A 17,231-nucleotide genomic window follows, 5' to 3' on the forward strand; every position below is an offset into this window, starting at 1 on the left:
ATGCGGATCACGGGATATCGGACGCTCACGACGGTCCAGGAGTGGGGGCGACCCGTCGGCGACGCCAACGGGGTGTTCGCCGACGGGGTGGTCCCCGTCTCGATCGTCATCGTCGACACCGACGAAGGAATCTCGGGAATCGGCCTCGGGCCGCACGTCGAGATAGAGCGGATCTTCGCAGCCGTCGAGGGCGAAGACCCCCGTGCCGTGACGTCCCTGTACGACCGCATGTTGCGGCACACCTTCAAGGCGGGCCACGCGGGGCCGGTGTTCGGCACCATCGGCGCGCTGGACACCGCGCTCTGGGACATCAAGGCGCAGGCCGCCGGCGAACCGCTGTGGCGGCTGCTGGGCGGAAGCGACCGGCGGGTCACCGCCTACGCGTCCGGTCTGGACATCGGGCTCACCGACGACGAACTCGTCGCGGAGTACGAGGTCTACGCGAGCCACGGCCTCCGGGCGGCCAAGCTCAAGGGCGGGCTCGACATCGAGCACGACAGGCGCCGCCTCGGGCTGGTCAAGGAGGTCCTGACCGAGGCCGGGAAGGGGCAGCGGCCGGGCCTCATGCTCGACGTCAACGAGGCGTGGACGCGCAAGCAGGCTGTCCGGCACGTCTGCGAACTGGAACGTACGCTGGATCTCATCTGGATCGAGGAGCCGGTCCGGCGCTGGGACGCCGAGGGTCTCGCCGCGGTGAGCCGGGGCGTGTCCGCGTCGGTAGCCACCGGCGAGAACCTCACCGGGCTCGAACAGTACCGTCCGCTGATCGCCGCCGGCGCTGTCGACATCGTCCAGATGGCGGCCGTCTGGGGGGTCACCCACTTCCTGCGGGCGTCCGCCCTGGCCCACGCCCACGACCTGCCGGTCAGCCCGATCGGCAACAGCCCGATCGGGCTGCTGCACGCCGCGACCTCGGTGCCGAACCACCTGACGAGCGAGCTGCAGGACCTGCACCCGCCGGTCGGCGTCTCCATCGACCTGCACGTCGAGGATGGCGCCTTCATCCTCGGTGACACATCGGGGCTGGGGGTCCGAGTGGACGAGGACCGGATCCGGGCGGCCAACCGCCGCCCGCAGGCGCAGACGGCCGACAGCCCCAACGTCCGGCCGGAGCGGGCCGGTCGGCGGCTGCTGGCCGGTGTCGACGGGGTGATCCCCACACGTCAGGTGCCGGTCACGTCGCTGCACCCCCACAATGACGTGTCACCGACCGCACGGCACTGAGCTGACCGACAGAACAGGGAGACGTGGGTGCATCGCGACGGCGGTGCACCCACGACCATGCCCGGTCGGCACGACCGACGTACCGACCGTCGAGACGGAGGAACGATGAAGGCAGTCGTCTACCGGGGGGCGCGAAACCTCGGAATCGAGCACCGCGACCCGGAGCCACCGGGCCGGGGTCAGGTACGCATCGAGGTGGCGTACACCGGGATCTGCGGTACGGATCTGCACATCTACCACGGCGACATGGACGCCCGGGTTGGTGACTCCGCCGTCATCGGGCACGAGATGTCCGGCCGCATCGCGGCCCTCGGTGAGGGCGTGACCGGCTGGGAGGTCGGTCAGCCGGTCACCGTGATGCCGACCCGGCCGTGTGGACGCTGCGCCGCCTGCCAGCGGGGCAACTCCCACGTCTGCCACGCCATGAACTTCCTCGGCATCGACTCACCGGGTGCCATGCAGTCGTCGTGGACCGTGCCGGTGGAGCTGGTCCTGCCACTTCCGCAGGAGTTGCCCCTCGACCACGCGGCGCTCGTCGAGCCGGTGGCGGTCGCCGTGCACGACGTACGCCGGGGGAACGTGACCGCCGACGACCAGGTGGTCGTCGTCGGTGGCGGACCGGTCGGCGTCCTCATCGCCACCGTCGCGCGCAGCCGTGGCGCGCGGGTCCTCCTCGTCGAGCCGGACCCGTTCCGCCGCGAGGTGGCCGAAGGGATCGGGGTCGAGGCCGTCGACCCGCTGTCGACCGATGTCGTGGCGCTGGTCAACGACCGTACCGACGGCGCGGGCGCCGACATCGCCTTCGAGGTGTCCGGCTCCGCCGCCGGTGTCACCACGGCGGTCGACGTCCTCACCACCCGTGGGCGGCTGGTGTTGGTGGCGATCCACCCCCAGCCCCGGGAGGTCAACCTGCACCGGTTCTTCTGGCGTGAGCTGGAGCTCCTCGGCGCCCGGCTGTATCAGCGCGACGACATGGTGGAGGCGATCCGGCTGGTCGCCTCGGGTGCGATCCCGGCCCAGCGGCTCATCTCCCGGATCGAGCCGGTCGAGTCGGCCAGCGCAGCCTTCGCGGCGCTGGAGGGTGGCGGCGTGATGAAGGTGCTGCTCGACGTGCGGGAGGGTAACCAGTGACGGCCCTGTTCGACCTGTCCGGACGGACCGCCGTGGTGACCGGGGCGCGGCGCGGTATCGGTCTCGCCATGGCCGAGGCGCTGGCAGTGGCCGGTGCCGACATCGTGGGCGTCTCCGCGCAGCTCGAAGCCGACGGCAGCGAGGTCGAGCGTCGGGTGCGCGCCGCCGGCCGCCGGTTCACCGCGTTGCGGGCCGACCTCGGCGACCGGGCGGCCGTGCACCGCCTGGCCCGCGACATCATCGCGCTCGGACCGGTCGACATCCTGGTGAACAACGGCGGCACGATCGCCCGGACCCCGGCCGCGGAGCACCCGGACGAGATGTGGGACCAGGTGATCGAGGTGAACCTGAGCAGCCAGTTCATCCTCAGCCGGGAGATCGGCCGGACGATGGTCGAGCGCGGCCGAGGGAAGATCGTTTTCACCGCGTCGCTGTTGAGTTTCCAGGGCGGCATCACCGTCCCCGGTTACGCCGCGTCGAAGTCCGGCGTGGCCGGCCTCACCAAGGCGCTGGCGAACGAGTGGGCGGCCCACGGGGTGAACGTCAACGCCATCGCGCCCGGCTACATCGCCACCGACAACACGCAGGCGCTGCGCGACGACCCCGATCGCAACCAGGCGATCCTCGGCCGCATCCCGGCCGGGCGGTGGGGCCGGGCCGACGATCTCGGCGGCGCCACGGTGTTCTTGGCGTCGTCCGCGTCGGACTACGTCAACGGCGTGGTGCTGCCCGTCGACGGCGGCTGGTTGGGCCGATGACGGGCGCACCGGAGCCCGGCCGCGCCGGGATCGTCGACGCACACCACCACCTCTGGGTCCGGGCCCGGCACCCGCAGTCGTGGATCGACCCGGTGACCATGGCGGCCATCGACGCCGACTTCGAACCCGCCGATCTCGCGCCGCTGGCACGGGCGGCCGGGGTCACCGCGACCGTGGTGGTGCAGTCCATTCCCTCAATGGCGGAGACGGTGGACCTGCTGGGCATCGCGGCCGAGGACACAGTGATCCGTGGGGTCGTCGGCTGGGTGGACCTGACCGCCGACGATGTCGCGGAGCGCCTCGACCGGCTACGGTCCGCTCGGGGCGGGGAGCGTCTCGTCGGCATCCGCCACCTCGTGCAGTCCGAGACCGACCCGGCGTACCTGGACCGCCCGGACGTCCGCCGGGGGATCGCCGCGGTGGGGGCCGCCGGCCTCGTCTTCGACCTGTTGGTACGCCAGCACCAGCTCCCCATGGCCGCGCGCCTCACGCGCGACCTGCCCGAGGTGAGCTTCGTCCTCGACCACCTGGCCAAGCCGGCGATCGGTCGTCCGGAGATGGCGCAGTGGAGCCGGGACCTGCGGTCGTTGGCCGCCTCGCCGAACACCACGGCGAAGCTCTCCGGGCTGGTGACGGAGGTGCCGGGTTCGCCCTGGACGCCGGGGGACCTGCGACCCGCCGTCGAGGACGCGCTGGACGCGTTCGGGCCGGACCGGCTGATGTTCGGCTCGGACTGGCCGGTCTGCCTGCTCGCCAGCTCGTACCAGCGGTGGGTGGACACACTGGCGGAGCTGCTGGACGGCCAGGACGGGGCCGACCAGGCGTCGGTCTGGGGCGCAACGGCACGCCGCGCCTACGGGCTGGAGGCGTCGTGATGACGCGTGCGCTGCCGCGCCGGCCGGGGACACGTCTCACCGAGCTGGGATTGGGCGCGGCCCAGGGGGGCAACCTCTACCGGGCGACGACGGACGAGGAGTTCGCCTCGGCGGTCGACGCCGCGTGGGAGGCGGGCGTCCGGTACTTCGACACCGCGCCACACTACGGTCTCGGGCTGTCCGAACGCCGCCTCGGCGCCGCGCTGCGCCAACGGCAGCGCGACGAGTACGTGGTGTCGACGAAGGTCGGGCGGCTCCTGGTGCCCTCGCCCGAGGACGCGCACCTGCGGGACTCCGACGGGTTCGACGTGCCAGCGACCCATCGGCGGGTGTGGGACTTCAGCCGCGATGGCGTCCTGCGCTCCATCGAGGCCAGCCTGGACCGGACCGGGCTGGACCGGATCGACATCGTCTACCTGCACGACCCGGACGACCACTGGGAGCAGGCCGCGCACGAGGCCGTACCCGCCCTGGTCGACCTGCGGGACCAGGGCGTCGTGGGTGCCATCGGCGCGGGCATGAACCAGTCGGCGATGCTGGCGCGGTTCGTGCGGGAGACTGACGTCGACGTGATGATGTGCGCCGGGCGGTACACCCTGCTCGAACAGGGCGCCGCCGGTGACCTGTTGCCGGCCGCCGAGGACCGGGGGGTGGGCGTGGTCATCGCGGGCGTCTACAACTCGGGTCTGCTGTCGCGGGACCGGCCGCCGGCCGACGCCGTCTACAACTACCAGCAGGCGCCGGCGGCGGTGATCGAGCGGGCGCGGCGGATCGCCACGGTCTGCGAGACGCACGGGGTGACCCTGCCGCAGGCGGCACTGGCCTTCGTCCGCCGGCATCCGGCGGTGGTGTCGACGGTGGTCGGCGTCCGCAACGAGGCGCAGGTGGCGGAGACGGTGCGACGGTCCGGGGTCGTCGTGCCGGAGGAGTTGTGGGAGGACCTGGCGGCGGCCGGGCTGCTCGCCGAGCCGCCCGGTCGGCGCTCCCCGGCCCCGCCCGACTGACGGCTGCGTTCGCCTCTGCCGCCCACCAGTGGGTGCGACGGTGACGACGACGTCCCGGCCGGGACCGGTTCCGTTCCTCGGAGACCGGTCCCGACCGGGACGTCAGCTGTTACCGCGAGAGCGGCGGGATCACACTGCGGTGAACCGCCACTGCTGGTTGGCGGCGCTGTGGCAGGTCCACTGCAACAGCCGGGCGCCGTCGGCGGTGGATGCGCCGTTGACGTCCACGCAGAGCCCGCTCAGCACGTTGCGCACCGTGTACACGCCGGAGGTCCCGGTCGCGGTCGCGGTGAACTTCTGCTGGTTGCCGTTGTTGCAGGTGGCCTGCTGGAGGAAGGCACCCGCCGTGGTGGAACTGCCGATCACCTCGACGCACTTGCCGCTGTGCACCGCCTTCAGGTAGACCGCGCCGTTGCCGGCGTCGACCGCCTGCCACCTCTGGTTGTTGCCACCGGTGGATGCCCACTGGGTGATCTGGGCGCCGTCGGCGGTGGAGACACCGCTGACGTCCATCAGCTTGTTGCTGTGCTGCGCCGTGACCGTGTAGGTCTTGCCGGCCAGGCCGGTGCCGGTGCCGGGTGTCCCGACGCCGTTGCCGCCGAAGGTGTGCGAGTCCAGATCGAACGAGTTGTTGGCGTTCTTGAACACCATGTAGAGCGTGTGCGTCCCGCCGAGGGCGGCGACGCTCACCGGTGTCGTGGACTGGTAGTTGTCCCAGCCACCCGTGCTCGGCACCGTGGTGGTGGCCAACAGGGTGCCGGTCGGCGAGTCGGCCCGCAGCTCGATCGATCCGCCACCGGAGGGCGACGACAGCCGGTAGCTGACCGTCGAGATCCCCGACAGGTTCATCGGGTTGAACGCGATCCAGTCGTTGCTGGAGATGTCACCGATGCGCTTGGTGCTCTCCGCGGCCGCCTGGTCGATCACCCGGATGCCGGACTGGCTGCTGAAGTACTCGGACTGCTTGTGCTTCGGCTGCAGGATCGCCTGTGCGGTGCCGGTGAGCGGAGACCCGCCGCCCGAGCCGCCGTTGTCGGTGTACCTGGCGTTCAGCACGTAGAACAGGTTGGCGCCATCGGGGTGCCCGCCGAGCAGGTCGGTGGAGATGGTGCCCGAGCAGCCCGGGTACTCGGTGGTCTCGTGGGCGTGGTCGTCGTGACCCAGCGCCGGGTTGAGGAACACCTTCGAGCAGTCGACTGTTCCGCCGTCCGGATCGGTCACGGTGATCTGGTACGGCACCTTGTCACCGAAGGTCAGCATGCCGCCGTTGCCCGGTGTGGTGATGGTGACCACCGGGGCGCTGTTGCCGACGGTGATCGGGACGTTGGCGAAGCCGGTCTTGCCGGTGCTGTCGGTGACCTTCAACTGGGCGGTGTAGTTGCCGTTGGCGGTGTACACCTTCGACGGGTTGGCCGCCGTCGAGGTGGTGCCGTCGCCGAACGTCCACAGGTAGGTCAGCGTGTTGCCGTCCGGGTCGGACGTGCCAGCGCTGCTGAACTGGACGGTCAGCGGTGCGCTGCCGCTGGTGGGCGTGCCGGTGGCCCTGGCGATCGGTGACCGGCCGCCCTGGTTGTAGTCGATCCGGTAGAGCCCGGAGTCGCTGTTGCCGCCGCCGAAGTTGGTGCCCCACTCCAGCATGTAGAGCGAGCCGTCCTTGCCGAACTCCATGTCCATCGGCTTGTTGAACCGAACGTTGGGCAGGAACGGGTTGGTGCGGGTCACCGCCGAGGAGGAGTCGAAGTGCACCTCCTTGACGTAGTTGCGCGCCCACTCGTAGAAGAAGTGCACGCCGTCGTAGTAGGGCGGGAACTTCGTCTCGGAGGGGTTCGCCGCGTCGTACCGGTAGATCGGCCCACCCATCGGAGCGGAGCCGCCGGAGCCGAGCTCCGGGAAGGTCGTCGAGGCGGGGTAGCCATACCAGATGTTGGGCATGACGACCGGCTTCAGGCTGGTCAGACCGGTGTTGTTCGGCGAGTTGTTGACCGGCGCGGAGCAGTTGAACTTCGCGCCGACGACGCCGGTGTCCGGGTTGAACGGGGCGTACGGCTGGTTGTTGCCGTGGCAGAACGGCCAGCCGTAGTTGCCGGCCTGCTTGATCACGTTGAGCTCGACCAGGCCCTCCGGCCCACGGTTGGTGGTGGGCGGGTTCCGGTCCGGGCCGTAGTCGGCCAGGTAGACCCAGCCGTTGGCCGGGTCGATGGAGAAGCGGAACGGGTTACGGAAGCCCATCGCGTAGACCTCGGGCTTGGTCTGCGCGGTGCCCTGGGGGTAGAGGTTGCCCGACGGGATGGTGTAGCCACCGTTGGCCGAGGGCCGGATGCGCAGCAGCTTGCCGCGCAGGTCGTTGGTGTTACCGGCGCTGCGGGCGGCATCCAGGTTGGACTTGCCCGACCGCCAGTCCAGCGGGGCGTAGCCCTGCCAGTTCGGGTCCAGGTTCGGCGGCGTGTCGTCGCCGGTGCCGATGAAGAGGTTGCCGTCGGGACCGAACTTGATGTAGCCGCCGGTGTGGCCGGGCTCCGGGAACGTCCGGTCCCGGTACGCCGGGATGTCGATGATCGTCACGCCGCTGGACGTGTTCAGCGTGTCACCGCTGACCGTGTAGCGGGAGACCCGGTTGACGTCGGTGCTGCTGCTGGCCGGTGAGTGGTACAGGTAGATGTAGCCGTTGGTGGCGAAGTTGGGGTCCAGCGCCATGCCGGTCAGGCCGTCCTCGCCGCCGGTGTAGACGCTGAGCGTGCCGGCGGTGACGGTGCTGTTGGTGGAGGGCTTGAAGATCTTCACCTGGCCGCCGCGCTGGACGTAGAAGACCCGGCCGTCCGGGGCCACACCCAGCGCCATCGGGTCGACGGTGTTGTCGTCGAGGGTGCGCCTCTCGAAGTTGCCCCAGACGGTGCCGCCGCAGTCTCCGGCGGCGTTACCGGCCGCCCACCGGATGCCACCGAGCACGTGGTTCTGGAAGTTCGCCTCGCTGTAGGAGCCGATCGCGTGGCCCATCGCGGTGGCCCACACCCGCCCTCCACTGGTGTTGCGGCACCAGGAGATCGGGTGGTCCGGGCCCATCGCCCGGGATCCCGGGTTGTAGGTGCGCTCGTCGGCGGTCACCAGCACGTGCACGTTGCCGCGCGGGTTGGCGTCGAAGTTGTACCACTCCTCGCTGCGGGTCCACCGATCCGGCAGGCTGGCCGTCGACGGGTGCTTCTTGTCGGCGACGATGGCGGTGCCCTGGAGCACGCCGGGGGAGTGCTCGGGCATGTGGGCGCCACCGTTGATGGTCTGGTCCCACCACGGGTATTCGCCCTCGATGCCCATGTCGGTGGCGTTGTGGATGGCGACGATGCCCTTGCCGCTGGCGAGGTAGCCCTCCACCGCCTGGCGCTGCGCCGCCGAGGTCCAGACCATGCCGGAGGTCTGGAGCATGACGATCACGTCGAAGGTCGCCAGGTTGCTGGCGGTGAAGACGCTGGAGTCCTCGGTCGCCACCACCTCGAAGTTGTTCGCGGCGGCCTGCTGTTGGATCATGCTGATCCCGGCCGGGATCGAGTCGTGGCGGTAGCCGGTGGTCTTGGTGAACAGCAGGGCCCGGAAGGCCGGGGCCGCCGACGCGGGTGGGGCGAGTCCGAGCGCCAGTAACAAACCGGCGATCACTGATATGAGCAGTGTGTTGCGACGCATGGCGTCTCCTAGGTTGGACGGGCAACTCCGGTAGCGACCACGGGCCCCGCAGCACGTCAGGTTGTGCCTGGACGCGTGCGACGGCACGAGGGTGGTGGTCGGTCCTCGTGCCGCTCGCCGAAGACGGCAGTCAGACCCGTGGGACGTCACCCAGCGTGATGGTGGCTGAGGGCTTCGTCCGGTGATCCACGGGGTCAGGATGAGCTACAAATAGATGACTGTCAATCAAAGAAGCAAACGTCCGACGTCGCGCCCGGATGACGACGGCCGTGATCGACTCCCTCGCTGCGGCGTCGCTGCCGCTCAAGCTGCGGCCCTGGCAATCAGCCCCGGTCGAGGATTGCGGACCTCAATCCAAACATCTATCTTCATACGTGTGATGTTTCCTCGATGTCAAGGGAATGTTCGCACCATAAGAACGTAAGCATCCGTCGATGGCTACGAAAGTTCGATGCCCAGGGCCTCGAAGTCGCCGTAGAGTTTCATCGAACCTTGTTGATGACTACTGTCTGTGAGGGCTTTCGGGATGTCAGATCCGCCGCCGACGCCACTTCTCACCCTTCGGGGCATCGGCAAGTCCTTCCTCGGCGTACGTGTTCTCGACGGCATCGACCTCGACGTCGCCCCGGGCGAGGTCCACGCCGTCGTCGGTGAGAACGGCGCCGGGAAGTCGACTCTCATGAAAATCGTCTCCGGTGGCTACAGCCCGGACGAGGGCACCGTCGAGTTCGCCGGTGCCACGCGTAGCTTCCGCGGCCCGCGCGACGCGCAGCGGGCCGGCGTCGGCATCATCCACCAGGAGTTCAACCTCCTACCGGAGCGCACCGTCGCGGAGAACGTCTACCTGGGGCACGAGCCGGTCCGCCGCGGCTTGGTCGACCGCCGGGGCATGCTGGAGCGCACCCGGCAGCTGCTCGCCTCGATCGGCGAGACCACGTTGCCGGCCGACGCCCGGGTGGGGCAGCTCGGTGTCGCCCAGCAGCAGGTCGTCGAGATCGCCAAGGCGCTGGCCCTGGACGCGCAGCTGCTGATCATGGACGAGCCCACCGCGGCGCTGGCCGACCACGAGGTCGAGCTGCTCTACGGGCTGGTGCGCCGACTCCAGGAGCGGGGCATCGGGCTGTTGTACGTCTCGCACCGGCTCGCCGAGGTCTTCGACCTGTCCGGTCGGATCACCGTTCTCAAGGACGGCCGTCGAGTCACGACGGTGGCCACCGCCGACACCACCGGCGACGAGCTGGTGCGGCACATGGTCGGCCGGGAACTGTCCAGCTACTACCCCGACCGGGCGGCCCCCGAGGACCGGGGCCCGGTGCGGCTCAACCTTCGCGACGCGGGAAACCGGAAGCTGCGCGACGTCAACCTTCAGCTGCGCGCCGGCGAGGTGCTCGGCATCGGCGGTCTGCAGGGCTCCGGGCGGTCCGCGCTGGCCCGTGCGATCTTCGGGGTGTCGCCGTTCACGACCGGCGACGTCACGCTCGACGACCGCCCGGTCCGGCTGCGCTCACCCCGCACCGCGATGCGGGCCGGCATCGCCTACGTCACCGAGGACCGCAAGGGCGAGGGGATCGTTCCCCGGCAGTCGGTGCTCGACAACGCGCTGCTCGCCAGCCGGGCCGTCTTCGCCGCTCGCTCCGGCCGGGCGGCACGGACGCTGCGGGTACGCGAGCTGCTGGCCGCCGTCGAGGTGCGCGGCGCCGGCGACGACCAGGAGATCCGCTTCCTGTCCGGGGGCAACCAGCAGAAGGTCGTGCTGGCCCGGTGGCTCGCGCTCAACCCGCGGATCCTGCTCTTCGACGAGCCGACCCGGGGCATCGACGTGGGCGCGAAGTCAGCCATCCACGATCTCGTCCGCCGCCTCGCCCGCGACGGCGCGGCGGTGCTGATGATCTCGTCCGATCTACCGGAGCTGCTGGGAATGAGTGACCGGATCGTCGTCATGCGGGACGGCCACGTCGCGGGCGAGCTGCCCGCCGGCGCGACCGAGGAGGAGGTCGTCGCGCTGGCGGTCGGCACCGCGCGTGAGGCCGTCGCATGAGCGTTTTGTCGCTGCTGCCGGCCCGGCGTCCCGTACCGGGTGTCTTCGTGGCCCTGACCCTGACCCTGACGATCGGTTGGCTGGTCGTCCTGCTCGACGGCGGTCAGCTCTTCAACCAGTCCACGACGGTGAGCCTGCTGCATGTCGCCGCCGGCCTGGGGCTGGTCGCGGTGGGGCAGACCCTGGTCATCCTGGGGGGTTCGCTCGACCTCTCGGTGGCGTACGTGATCAGCCTCAGCACCCTCGTCGCGGCCGAGACGATGAACGGCAGCGACGGTGCGGTGCTGCCGGCGATCGGCCTGGTGCTCGTCGTCAGCGCCGGCGTCGGGCTGCTCAACGGGATCCTCGTCACCAGGTTCCGGGTCAACGCGTTCATCGCGACGCTCGGGGTCGGGTTGCTGCTCAAGGGCTACCTGGACAACGGCTACGACGGTCCGGCCGGTACGACAGCACCCGCACTCGTGCAGGCGCTCGGCTACCAGCGCGTCGGGCCGGTCCCGGTGTCGTTCCTGCTGTTGGTAGCCGTCACCGCGGCGGCCTGGTTCGCGCTGTCGCGGACCCGCTTCGGCCATCACCTGGTCGCTGTCGGCGGGGATCCGGAGGTGGCCCGGCTCTCCGGTGTCCGCAACGACCGGGTCCTCGTCACCGCCCACGTCCTGTGTTCGATGTGCGCGGGGCTCGCCGGCATCTATCTCGCCAGTCGGCTCGGCTCGGGTGCCCCCCGGGTCGGCACCGAGGGTCTCTACGACCTGGAGTCGATCGCCGCGGTGGTGATCGGCGGGACAGCTCTCGCCGGTGGGCGCGGCGGCGTCGTCGGCACTGTCGGCGGCGTGCTGCTGCTGGCCAGCATCGACGCCATCTTCAACCAGCTTGAGGTCGACGCCTTCTTCAAGCAGGTGATCCGGGGCGTCATCATCATCGCCGCGGTCGCCGTCTACGCCCGCAGGGCCATGCGAAAGGCGGCCTAGTCATGCAGACCGTCCAACCCCGTTCCCTGCCGCTGCGGCTGCCGCGGGTACGTCCCGGTGGTGTCCTGCCGATCCTCGCGATTCTCGCGGTGTTGGTGGTGCTGGTCGGCATCCGGCAGCCCGACTTCCTGGCCCCGCCGTCGCTGATGTCGTTCCTGGGTCGGTCGGCGCCGATCATCCTGCTCGCCGCCGGTCAGTACTTCGTGATCGTCTCCGGTGAGTTCGATCTCTCGGTCGGGTCCCTGGTGACCGCGCAGGTGGTGGTCGCCGCCCGGCTGATCGACAGCGACCCGGCGCGTACCTGGCCGGTGGTGCTGCTCCTGCTCGCCTTCGGAGCACTTGTCGGGCTGGTCAACGGCCTGGTCACGACCCGGCTGCGGGTGCCGTCGTTCATCACCACCCTCGGCATGTTCCTGATCCTCGTGGGCGCTGTCTACCTGTGGTCCGACGGCGCTCCGAAGGGTGGGCTCTCCGAGGAGTTCCGGCGGTTCGGCCGGCGGGCCTTCGAGGACGTTCCGGTGCTGGGCCGGGTGCCGTACGCGCTGCTGGTTCTGGTGGTCCTGGCGGTGGCGGCAGTGCTGCTGATGCGGTCGGACTTCGGTCGGACGCTGGTCGCCGTCGGCGACAACCCGCGCACCGCCGAGCTGAGCGGGGTACGGGTGTGGCGTACCCGGACCTTCGCCTTCATCCTCAGCGGTCTGGCCGCGGCGGTGGCGGCGATCCTCCTGGGTGGCTACAGCGGCGTGTCGTTCCAGGCCGGCAACGGCCTGGAGTTCGGTGCGATCACCGCGGTCGTCCTCGGTGGGGTGGCGCTCGGCGGGGGTCGCGGCGCTGTTGTCGGGGCGATGCTCGGCGCGCTGACCCTCGAACTGCTGTTCGCTCTCATGAATTTCTACGGCGTCTCCGGCGCCCTCAGGTCGACCGTCCAGGGCGCGATCATCCTGCTCGCCGTGGCGGTCTCGGCAACGCGTTCTTCGTCCAGATAAGGGGAAACCATAGTGCGACGTTCCATGGCGGCCATTGCCGCTGTCACCCTGCTGTCCCTTGCCGCCTGTGCCACCGACGAGCCGGCCGCGAGCCCGTCGGGGAGTGCGTCCGCCGCCACTGGTTCCGGCACCGGGGACCAGTCGAAGTTCTTCGTGCAGGCCGACTACGACGCCGAGTTGGCGCTGCTCGACGCGGCACCGACGGGCCCGGCCGACAAGCCGTGGGAGCAGGTGCTCAACCCGACGATGGTCGACACGGCCAAGTTCAAGAAGAACGGCCCGCACAAGATCTGCTTCTCGAACGCTGCCCTGAACAACCCGTGGCGTCAGGTCGGGTTCAAGACGATGCAGGCCGAGGTCGAGGCGCAGAAGAGCCGCATCAAGGAGTTCGTGCACGTCGACGCCGAGGGCAAGGACCAGAAGCAGATCGCGGACATCAACGACCTGCTCGGCAAGGGTTGCGACGCGCTCATCGTCTCGCCGAACACCACCGCCACGCTCACCCCGGCCGTCGAGGCGGCCTGCAAGGCGGGGTTGCCGGTCGTCGTCTTCGACCGTGGGGTCAACACGAAGTGCCCGGTGACGTTCATCAACCCCATCGGCGGTTACGGGTTCGGCCATGTCGGCGCCGAGTTCGTCAGCCAGAAGATGAAGCCCGGCGGCAAGGTCCTCGCCCTGCGGATCCTGCCCGGCGTCGACGTCCTGGAGACCCGCTGGTCGGCGGCGAAGGTGGCGTTCGACAAGGCGAAGGTCGACGTCGTGGGCGTCGAGTTCACCGACGGTGACCCGGCCAAGACCAAGAAGATCGTCGACGACTACATCCAGCGGTACGGCACGATCGACGGGGTCTGGATGGACGCCGGAGCGACGGCCGTCGCGGCGGTCGAGGCGTTCCAGGACGCGGGCAAGCCCGTTCCGCCGATGAACGGCGAGGACCAGCTCGACTTCCTGAAGATCTGGAAGGACAAGAACCTCACCGCGATCGCACCGACCTACCCGACCTACCAGTGGCGGACGCCGATTCTGGCGGTGCTGCAGATCCTCGACGGCAAGCAGGTGTCCAGCCCGTGGAAGCTGCCACAGCCGACCGTCACGCAGGACAACCTCGACAAGTATCTCGACCCGAGCATGCCGCCCCTGCACTACGCGATGTGCGGCTGCACCGACCTGCCCGGCTACCCGCAGCGCTGGAAGTAGGGTCCGATGTACGCCATCGGCGTCAACCCCTGGGTCTGGGCCTCGCCGGTCGACGACAAGGCCCTGGCCGAGCTGATTCCGCGGATCGCCGAGTTCGGCTTCGACGCCGTCGAGTTGCCGATCGAGCAGCCCGGTGACTGGGACCCGATCCGTACCCGGGACCTGTTGGCGGCGCACGGCCTCGTGGCCGCCGGTGTCTGCGCGGTCACCCCGCCGGGGCGGGAACTGGTCGACGCCGCGCCAGCGGTGGTCGAGTCGACGGTGGCGTACCTCATGGGCTGCGTGGCGAGCGCGGCGGCCGTCGGCGCTGGATGCGTCGGCGGCCCCGCGTACGCCTCGGTCGGCCGCATCTGGCGGATGTCGCCAGCGGCCCGCGCGGCCTGCTACGCGGATTTCCGGCGCAACCTGGCGCCGGTGGCCGAGCGGGCCGGCGAGTTGGGCGTGAGTATCGGCGTCGAGGCGTTGAACCGCTACGAGACGAGCGTCGTCAACACCGTCGAACAGACCGTCGAGTTGATCGACGGGTTACCGTCCAACGTCGGCATCATGATCGACACGTACCACATGAACATCGAGGAGGCCGACCCCTACGCGGCCCTCGCCGTCGCCGGCCGGCACATCAAGCACGTCCAGGTCAGCGGCACCAACCGGGGCGCGCCCGGTGCTGACCACTTCGACTGGCCCCGCTTCTTCACCGTCCTGCGGGACACCGGCTACCAGGGCGCTGTCTGCATCGAGTCGTTCACGGCGGAGAACGAGACCATCGCCACCGCCGCGGCGATCTGGCGGCCGTTGGCCCCCTCGCAGGACCGTCTCGCCACGGACGGCCTGCGCTATCTCCGGGAGATCCTCGGGTAGCCGCCGCCCCCTCCTACCAGCCACGCCTCCCGCCCGTCGAGGCGTTCCGTCCCCATGCCCTCCGCACGTCAGGAGCACCGTCCCATGTCCTCTTCTCCTCCGCTGCGCCGGCTGCTGGCCGGCGCCGCCGCGACGGCGGTGACCGCAGTGGTCGCCGTGACCGTCGCGGCGTCCCCGGCCGTCGCGGCCACCACCACCCTGTACGCGTCGCCCTCCGGTGCCGGCACCACCTGCTCCGCCAGCCAGCCGTGTTCGCTGACCGGCGCCCAGACCGCGGTCCGGGCGATCAACAGCGCGATGTCCGGTGACATCGTGGTGGAGTTGGCCAACGGCACGTACCGGCTCTCGTCGCCGCTGCGGTTCACCGCCGCCGACTCGGGCAACAACGGCTACCAGGTGATCTGGCGGGCGGCCGCCGGCGCGCGTCCGACGATCACCGGCGCGCGGGCGGTCACCGGTTGGTCGCTCGTCGACTCCGGCAAGAACATCTGGCGGGCCAGCGTTCCCGCCGGTCTCGATTCCCGCCAGCTCTACGTCAACGGGGCTGTCGCCACGCGGGCGCGTACCGCGGTGAACCGCTCCGACTTCACCTTCACCACGTCCGGAATGCGGTTCACCAACAGCGCCCTCAGCTACCTCAACAACCTGGGCAACCAGAACCGCGTCGAGGTGGAGAGCGTCGGTTCGTTCACCGACCGGTACTCGCCCGTGCAGAGCATCAGCGGGAACTTCCTGACGATGCAGCAGCCCGCGTGGAACAACAACACCTTCGGGTTCGACACCCTCTCCAGCCCGCACCGCGCCGGGCCGTTCTACCTGACCAACGCGTACGAGTTCCTGGACTCAGCGGGGGAGTGGTATCTCAACCCGAGCAACGGCCAGCTCAACTACATCCCGCTCGCCGGGCAGAACATGAGTTCGGTCAGCGTCGAGCTGCCGCAGTTGCAGTCACTGGTCAACGTCGGGGGCAGCTACGACGCGCCGGCGCACCACATCTCGTTCAGCGGCATCACCTTCACCGGCACCAGCTGGCTCGGCCCCAGCAGCAGCAACGGCTTCGCCGACCAGCAGACCGGCGCCCACATCACCGGCACCTGGTCCCGCCCGTCCGACGCGCTGACCTCCTGCCAGGCCGGCTGCCCCCAGTTCGAGGCCACCCGACCGAACTGGAACCAGATGCCCGCCGCCGTGCAGGTCTCCGCCGCCAACACCATCACCTTCAGCGACTCCCAGTTCGTCAACCTCGGGCAGACGGCGATCGGCATCGGCAACGACGCCAACGCCCACGCCAGCGGGGTCGGCCTGGGGGCCAGCAACATCACCGTCACCCGCTCCGAGATCGCCCGCAACTCCGCCGGTGGCATCGTGGTCGGCGGTGTGCGGGCCGACGCCCACCACCCGAGCGACCAGCGGATGGTCAACCGCAACATCACCATCAGCAACAACCGGGTGCACGACCTCGGCCTGGAGTACCGGGGTGTGGTGTCGATCCTGACCACCTACGTGAACACGGCACTGGTCTCGCACAACGAGGTCTACAACATGCCGTACACCGGTCTGTCGGTCGGCTACGGCTGGGGCGCCAACGACGCCGGCGGCAGTCAGCACTACGCGAACCGGGGGCTGTACAACTACCAGCCCCGCTACACGACGGCGACCACCGCGGCCAACAACCAGGTGATCGGCAACTACGTGCACGACGTGATGCAGCAGATGACCGACGGCGGGTGCATCTACACGCTGTCGGCGAACCCGGGCGGGACCATCAACGAGAACTACTGCCTGCGGACCAACGGCTGGTTCGGGCTCTACTTCGACGAGGGTTCCCGCTACTACACCGCCCGTAACAACGTGTTCTCCTCCACCGGTACCTGGGCCACCGCCAACTACTGGTACGCGGAGAACATGGGCAACTTCACCGTCACCAACAACTGGTCGACGAACAACAGCACGAACGTGACCAACGGTGACCGCGGCAACGTCGTCAACGGCAACGTCACTGTCACCGGAGGCAGTTGGCCGTCGGGTGCGCAGACGGTGATCAACGCGGCCGGCGTGCAGAGCGGCGGCAGCACCAACCCGCAGAACGTGCAGATCGTGGGCGTCCAGTCGGGCCGGTGCGCGGAGATCGGCGGGTCGAGCACCACGAACGGCACGCAGGCCCAGCTCTGGGACTGCATCAGCGGGGCCACCAACCAGCGGTGGACCCACACGGCCAGCCGGCAGCTCATGGTGTACGGCACCAAGTGCCTGGACGCCTCCGGCCAGGGCACCAGCAACGGCACCACAGTGGTGATCTGGGACTGCAACGGCCAGGCCAACCAGCAGTGGAACGTCAACGCCAACGGCACGATCACCGGCGTGCAGTCGGGTCTCTGCCTGGACGCCAACGGCGCCGGGACGGCGAACGGCACGAAGTTGATTCTCTGGTCCTGCAACGGCGGCACGAACCAGCAGTGGCAGCTGCGCAGCTGACCTGCCAGCTGGGCACCGACGGGTCCGGGCCGGGGCGACACGCCT

Annotated in this window: 12 protein-coding genes; 11 read left to right on the forward strand and 1 reads right to left on the reverse strand. The window is 69.7% G+C overall.

The annotated features are described in order from the left end of the window. The 5 genes from ACX27O_RS26170 (at position 1) to ACX27O_RS26190 (ending at position 4,992) form a co-directional block, all read left to right on the forward strand. Positions 1–1,224: a mandelate racemase/muconate lactonizing enzyme family protein gene (locus ACX27O_RS26170; protein ID WP_458940237.1), complete on the forward strand. Its 1,224-nt coding sequence runs from the start codon at positions 1–3 to the stop codon at positions 1,222–1,224. A 105-nt stretch (positions 1,225–1,329) separates the two neighbouring features. Beyond that, the gene (locus ACX27O_RS26175) at positions 1,330–2,355 is read left to right on the forward strand and encodes a zinc-dependent alcohol dehydrogenase (protein WP_458940238.1); all 1,026 of its coding nucleotides are present in this window, start codon (positions 1,330–1,332) and stop codon (positions 2,353–2,355) included. Further along, on the forward strand, positions 2,352–3,113 hold the full coding sequence (kduD, locus tag ACX27O_RS26180; RefSeq protein WP_030333853.1) for a 2-dehydro-3-deoxy-D-gluconate 5-dehydrogenase KduD: 762 nt from the start codon (positions 2,352–2,354) through the stop codon (positions 3,111–3,113). The genes ACX27O_RS26175 and kduD overlap by 4 nt, the downstream gene beginning before the upstream one ends. Beyond that, complete coding sequence (locus tag ACX27O_RS26185) at positions 3,110–3,988, forward strand: amidohydrolase family protein (RefSeq protein WP_458940239.1); 879 nt, start codon at positions 3,110–3,112, stop codon at positions 3,986–3,988. The genes kduD and ACX27O_RS26185 overlap by 4 nt, the downstream gene beginning before the upstream one ends. After that, positions 3,988–4,992 (forward strand): aldo/keto reductase, encoded by a 1,005-nt coding sequence (locus tag ACX27O_RS26190; protein WP_458940240.1) that lies wholly within the window; start codon positions 3,988–3,990, stop codon positions 4,990–4,992. Before ACX27O_RS26185 ends, ACX27O_RS26190 begins: the two co-directional genes overlap by 1 nt. Positions 4,993–5,121: 129 nt before the next feature. Here the strand turns inward: ACX27O_RS26190 and ACX27O_RS26195 are convergent, their stop codons facing one another. After that, complete coding sequence (locus tag ACX27O_RS26195) at positions 5,122–8,664, reverse strand: ThuA domain-containing protein (RefSeq protein ID WP_210860277.1); 3,543 nt, start codon at positions 8,662–8,664, stop codon at positions 5,122–5,124. Between the two features lie 526 nt (positions 8,665–9,190). Between ACX27O_RS26195 and ACX27O_RS26200 the strand changes: the two genes are divergently transcribed. The 6 genes from ACX27O_RS26200 (at position 9,191) to ACX27O_RS26225 (ending at position 17,186) form a co-directional block, all read left to right on the forward strand. Further along, positions 9,191–10,702, forward strand: coding sequence for a sugar ABC transporter ATP-binding protein (locus tag ACX27O_RS26200; RefSeq protein ID WP_358130473.1), 1,512 nt, complete (start codon positions 9,191–9,193; stop codon positions 10,700–10,702). Next, complete coding sequence (locus tag ACX27O_RS26205; protein ID WP_357633049.1) at positions 10,699–11,670, forward strand: ABC transporter permease; 972 nt, start codon at positions 10,699–10,701, stop codon at positions 11,668–11,670. Before ACX27O_RS26200 ends, ACX27O_RS26205 begins: the two co-directional genes overlap by 4 nt. Positions 11,671–11,672: 2 nt before the next feature. After that, the gene (locus ACX27O_RS26210) at positions 11,673–12,656 is read left to right on the forward strand and encodes an ABC transporter permease (protein ID WP_357633046.1); all 984 of its coding nucleotides are present in this window, start codon (positions 11,673–11,675) and stop codon (positions 12,654–12,656) included. 12 nt (positions 12,657–12,668) lie between these two features. Continuing rightward, positions 12,669–13,853 carry an ABC transporter substrate-binding protein gene (locus ACX27O_RS26215; protein ID WP_307857817.1) on the forward strand — a complete coding sequence of 395 codons (1,185 nt, stop codon included), beginning with the start codon at positions 12,669–12,671 and terminating at the stop codon, positions 13,851–13,853. A gap of 6 nt (positions 13,854–13,859) precedes the next feature. Next, positions 13,860–14,711 (forward strand): sugar phosphate isomerase/epimerase family protein, encoded by an 852-nt coding sequence (locus ACX27O_RS26220; protein ID WP_210858550.1) that lies wholly within the window; start codon positions 13,860–13,862, stop codon positions 14,709–14,711. Positions 14,712–14,795: 84 nt separating this feature from the next. Continuing rightward, positions 14,796–17,186 carry an RICIN domain-containing protein gene (locus tag ACX27O_RS26225; protein ID WP_210858548.1) on the forward strand — a complete coding sequence of 797 codons (2,391 nt, stop codon included), beginning with the start codon at positions 14,796–14,798 and terminating at the stop codon, positions 17,184–17,186. Positions 17,187–17,231: the final 45 nt, after the last annotated feature.

Source organism: Micromonospora sp. SD19, assembly GCF_054462275.1.

Coding starts and splice junctions, on each gene's coding strand:
- ACX27O_RS26170 (WP_458940237.1), top strand. CDS start 1: ATGCGGATCACGGGATATCGGACGCTCACGACGGTCCAGGAGTGGGGG.
- ACX27O_RS26175 (WP_458940238.1), top strand. CDS start 1,330: ATGAAGGCAGTCGTCTACCGGGGGGCGCGAAACCTCGGAATCGAGCAC.
- ACX27O_RS26185 (WP_458940239.1), top strand. CDS start 3,110: ATGACGGGCGCACCGGAGCCCGGCCGCGCCGGGATCGTCGACGCACAC.
- ACX27O_RS26190 (WP_458940240.1), top strand. CDS start 3,988: ATGACGCGTGCGCTGCCGCGCCGGCCGGGGACACGTCTCACCGAGCTG.
- ACX27O_RS26195 (WP_210860277.1), bottom strand. CDS start 8,664: ATGCGTCGCAACACACTGCTCATATCAGTGATCGCCGGTTTGTTACTG.
- ACX27O_RS26200 (WP_358130473.1), top strand. CDS start 9,191: ATGTCAGATCCGCCGCCGACGCCACTTCTCACCCTTCGGGGCATCGGC.
- ACX27O_RS26205 (WP_357633049.1), top strand. CDS start 10,699: ATGAGCGTTTTGTCGCTGCTGCCGGCCCGGCGTCCCGTACCGGGTGTC.
- ACX27O_RS26210 (WP_357633046.1), top strand. CDS start 11,673: ATGCAGACCGTCCAACCCCGTTCCCTGCCGCTGCGGCTGCCGCGGGTA.
- ACX27O_RS26220 (WP_210858550.1), top strand. CDS start 13,860: ATGTACGCCATCGGCGTCAACCCCTGGGTCTGGGCCTCGCCGGTCGAC.
- ACX27O_RS26225 (WP_210858548.1), top strand. CDS start 14,796: ATGTCCTCTTCTCCTCCGCTGCGCCGGCTGCTGGCCGGCGCCGCCGCG.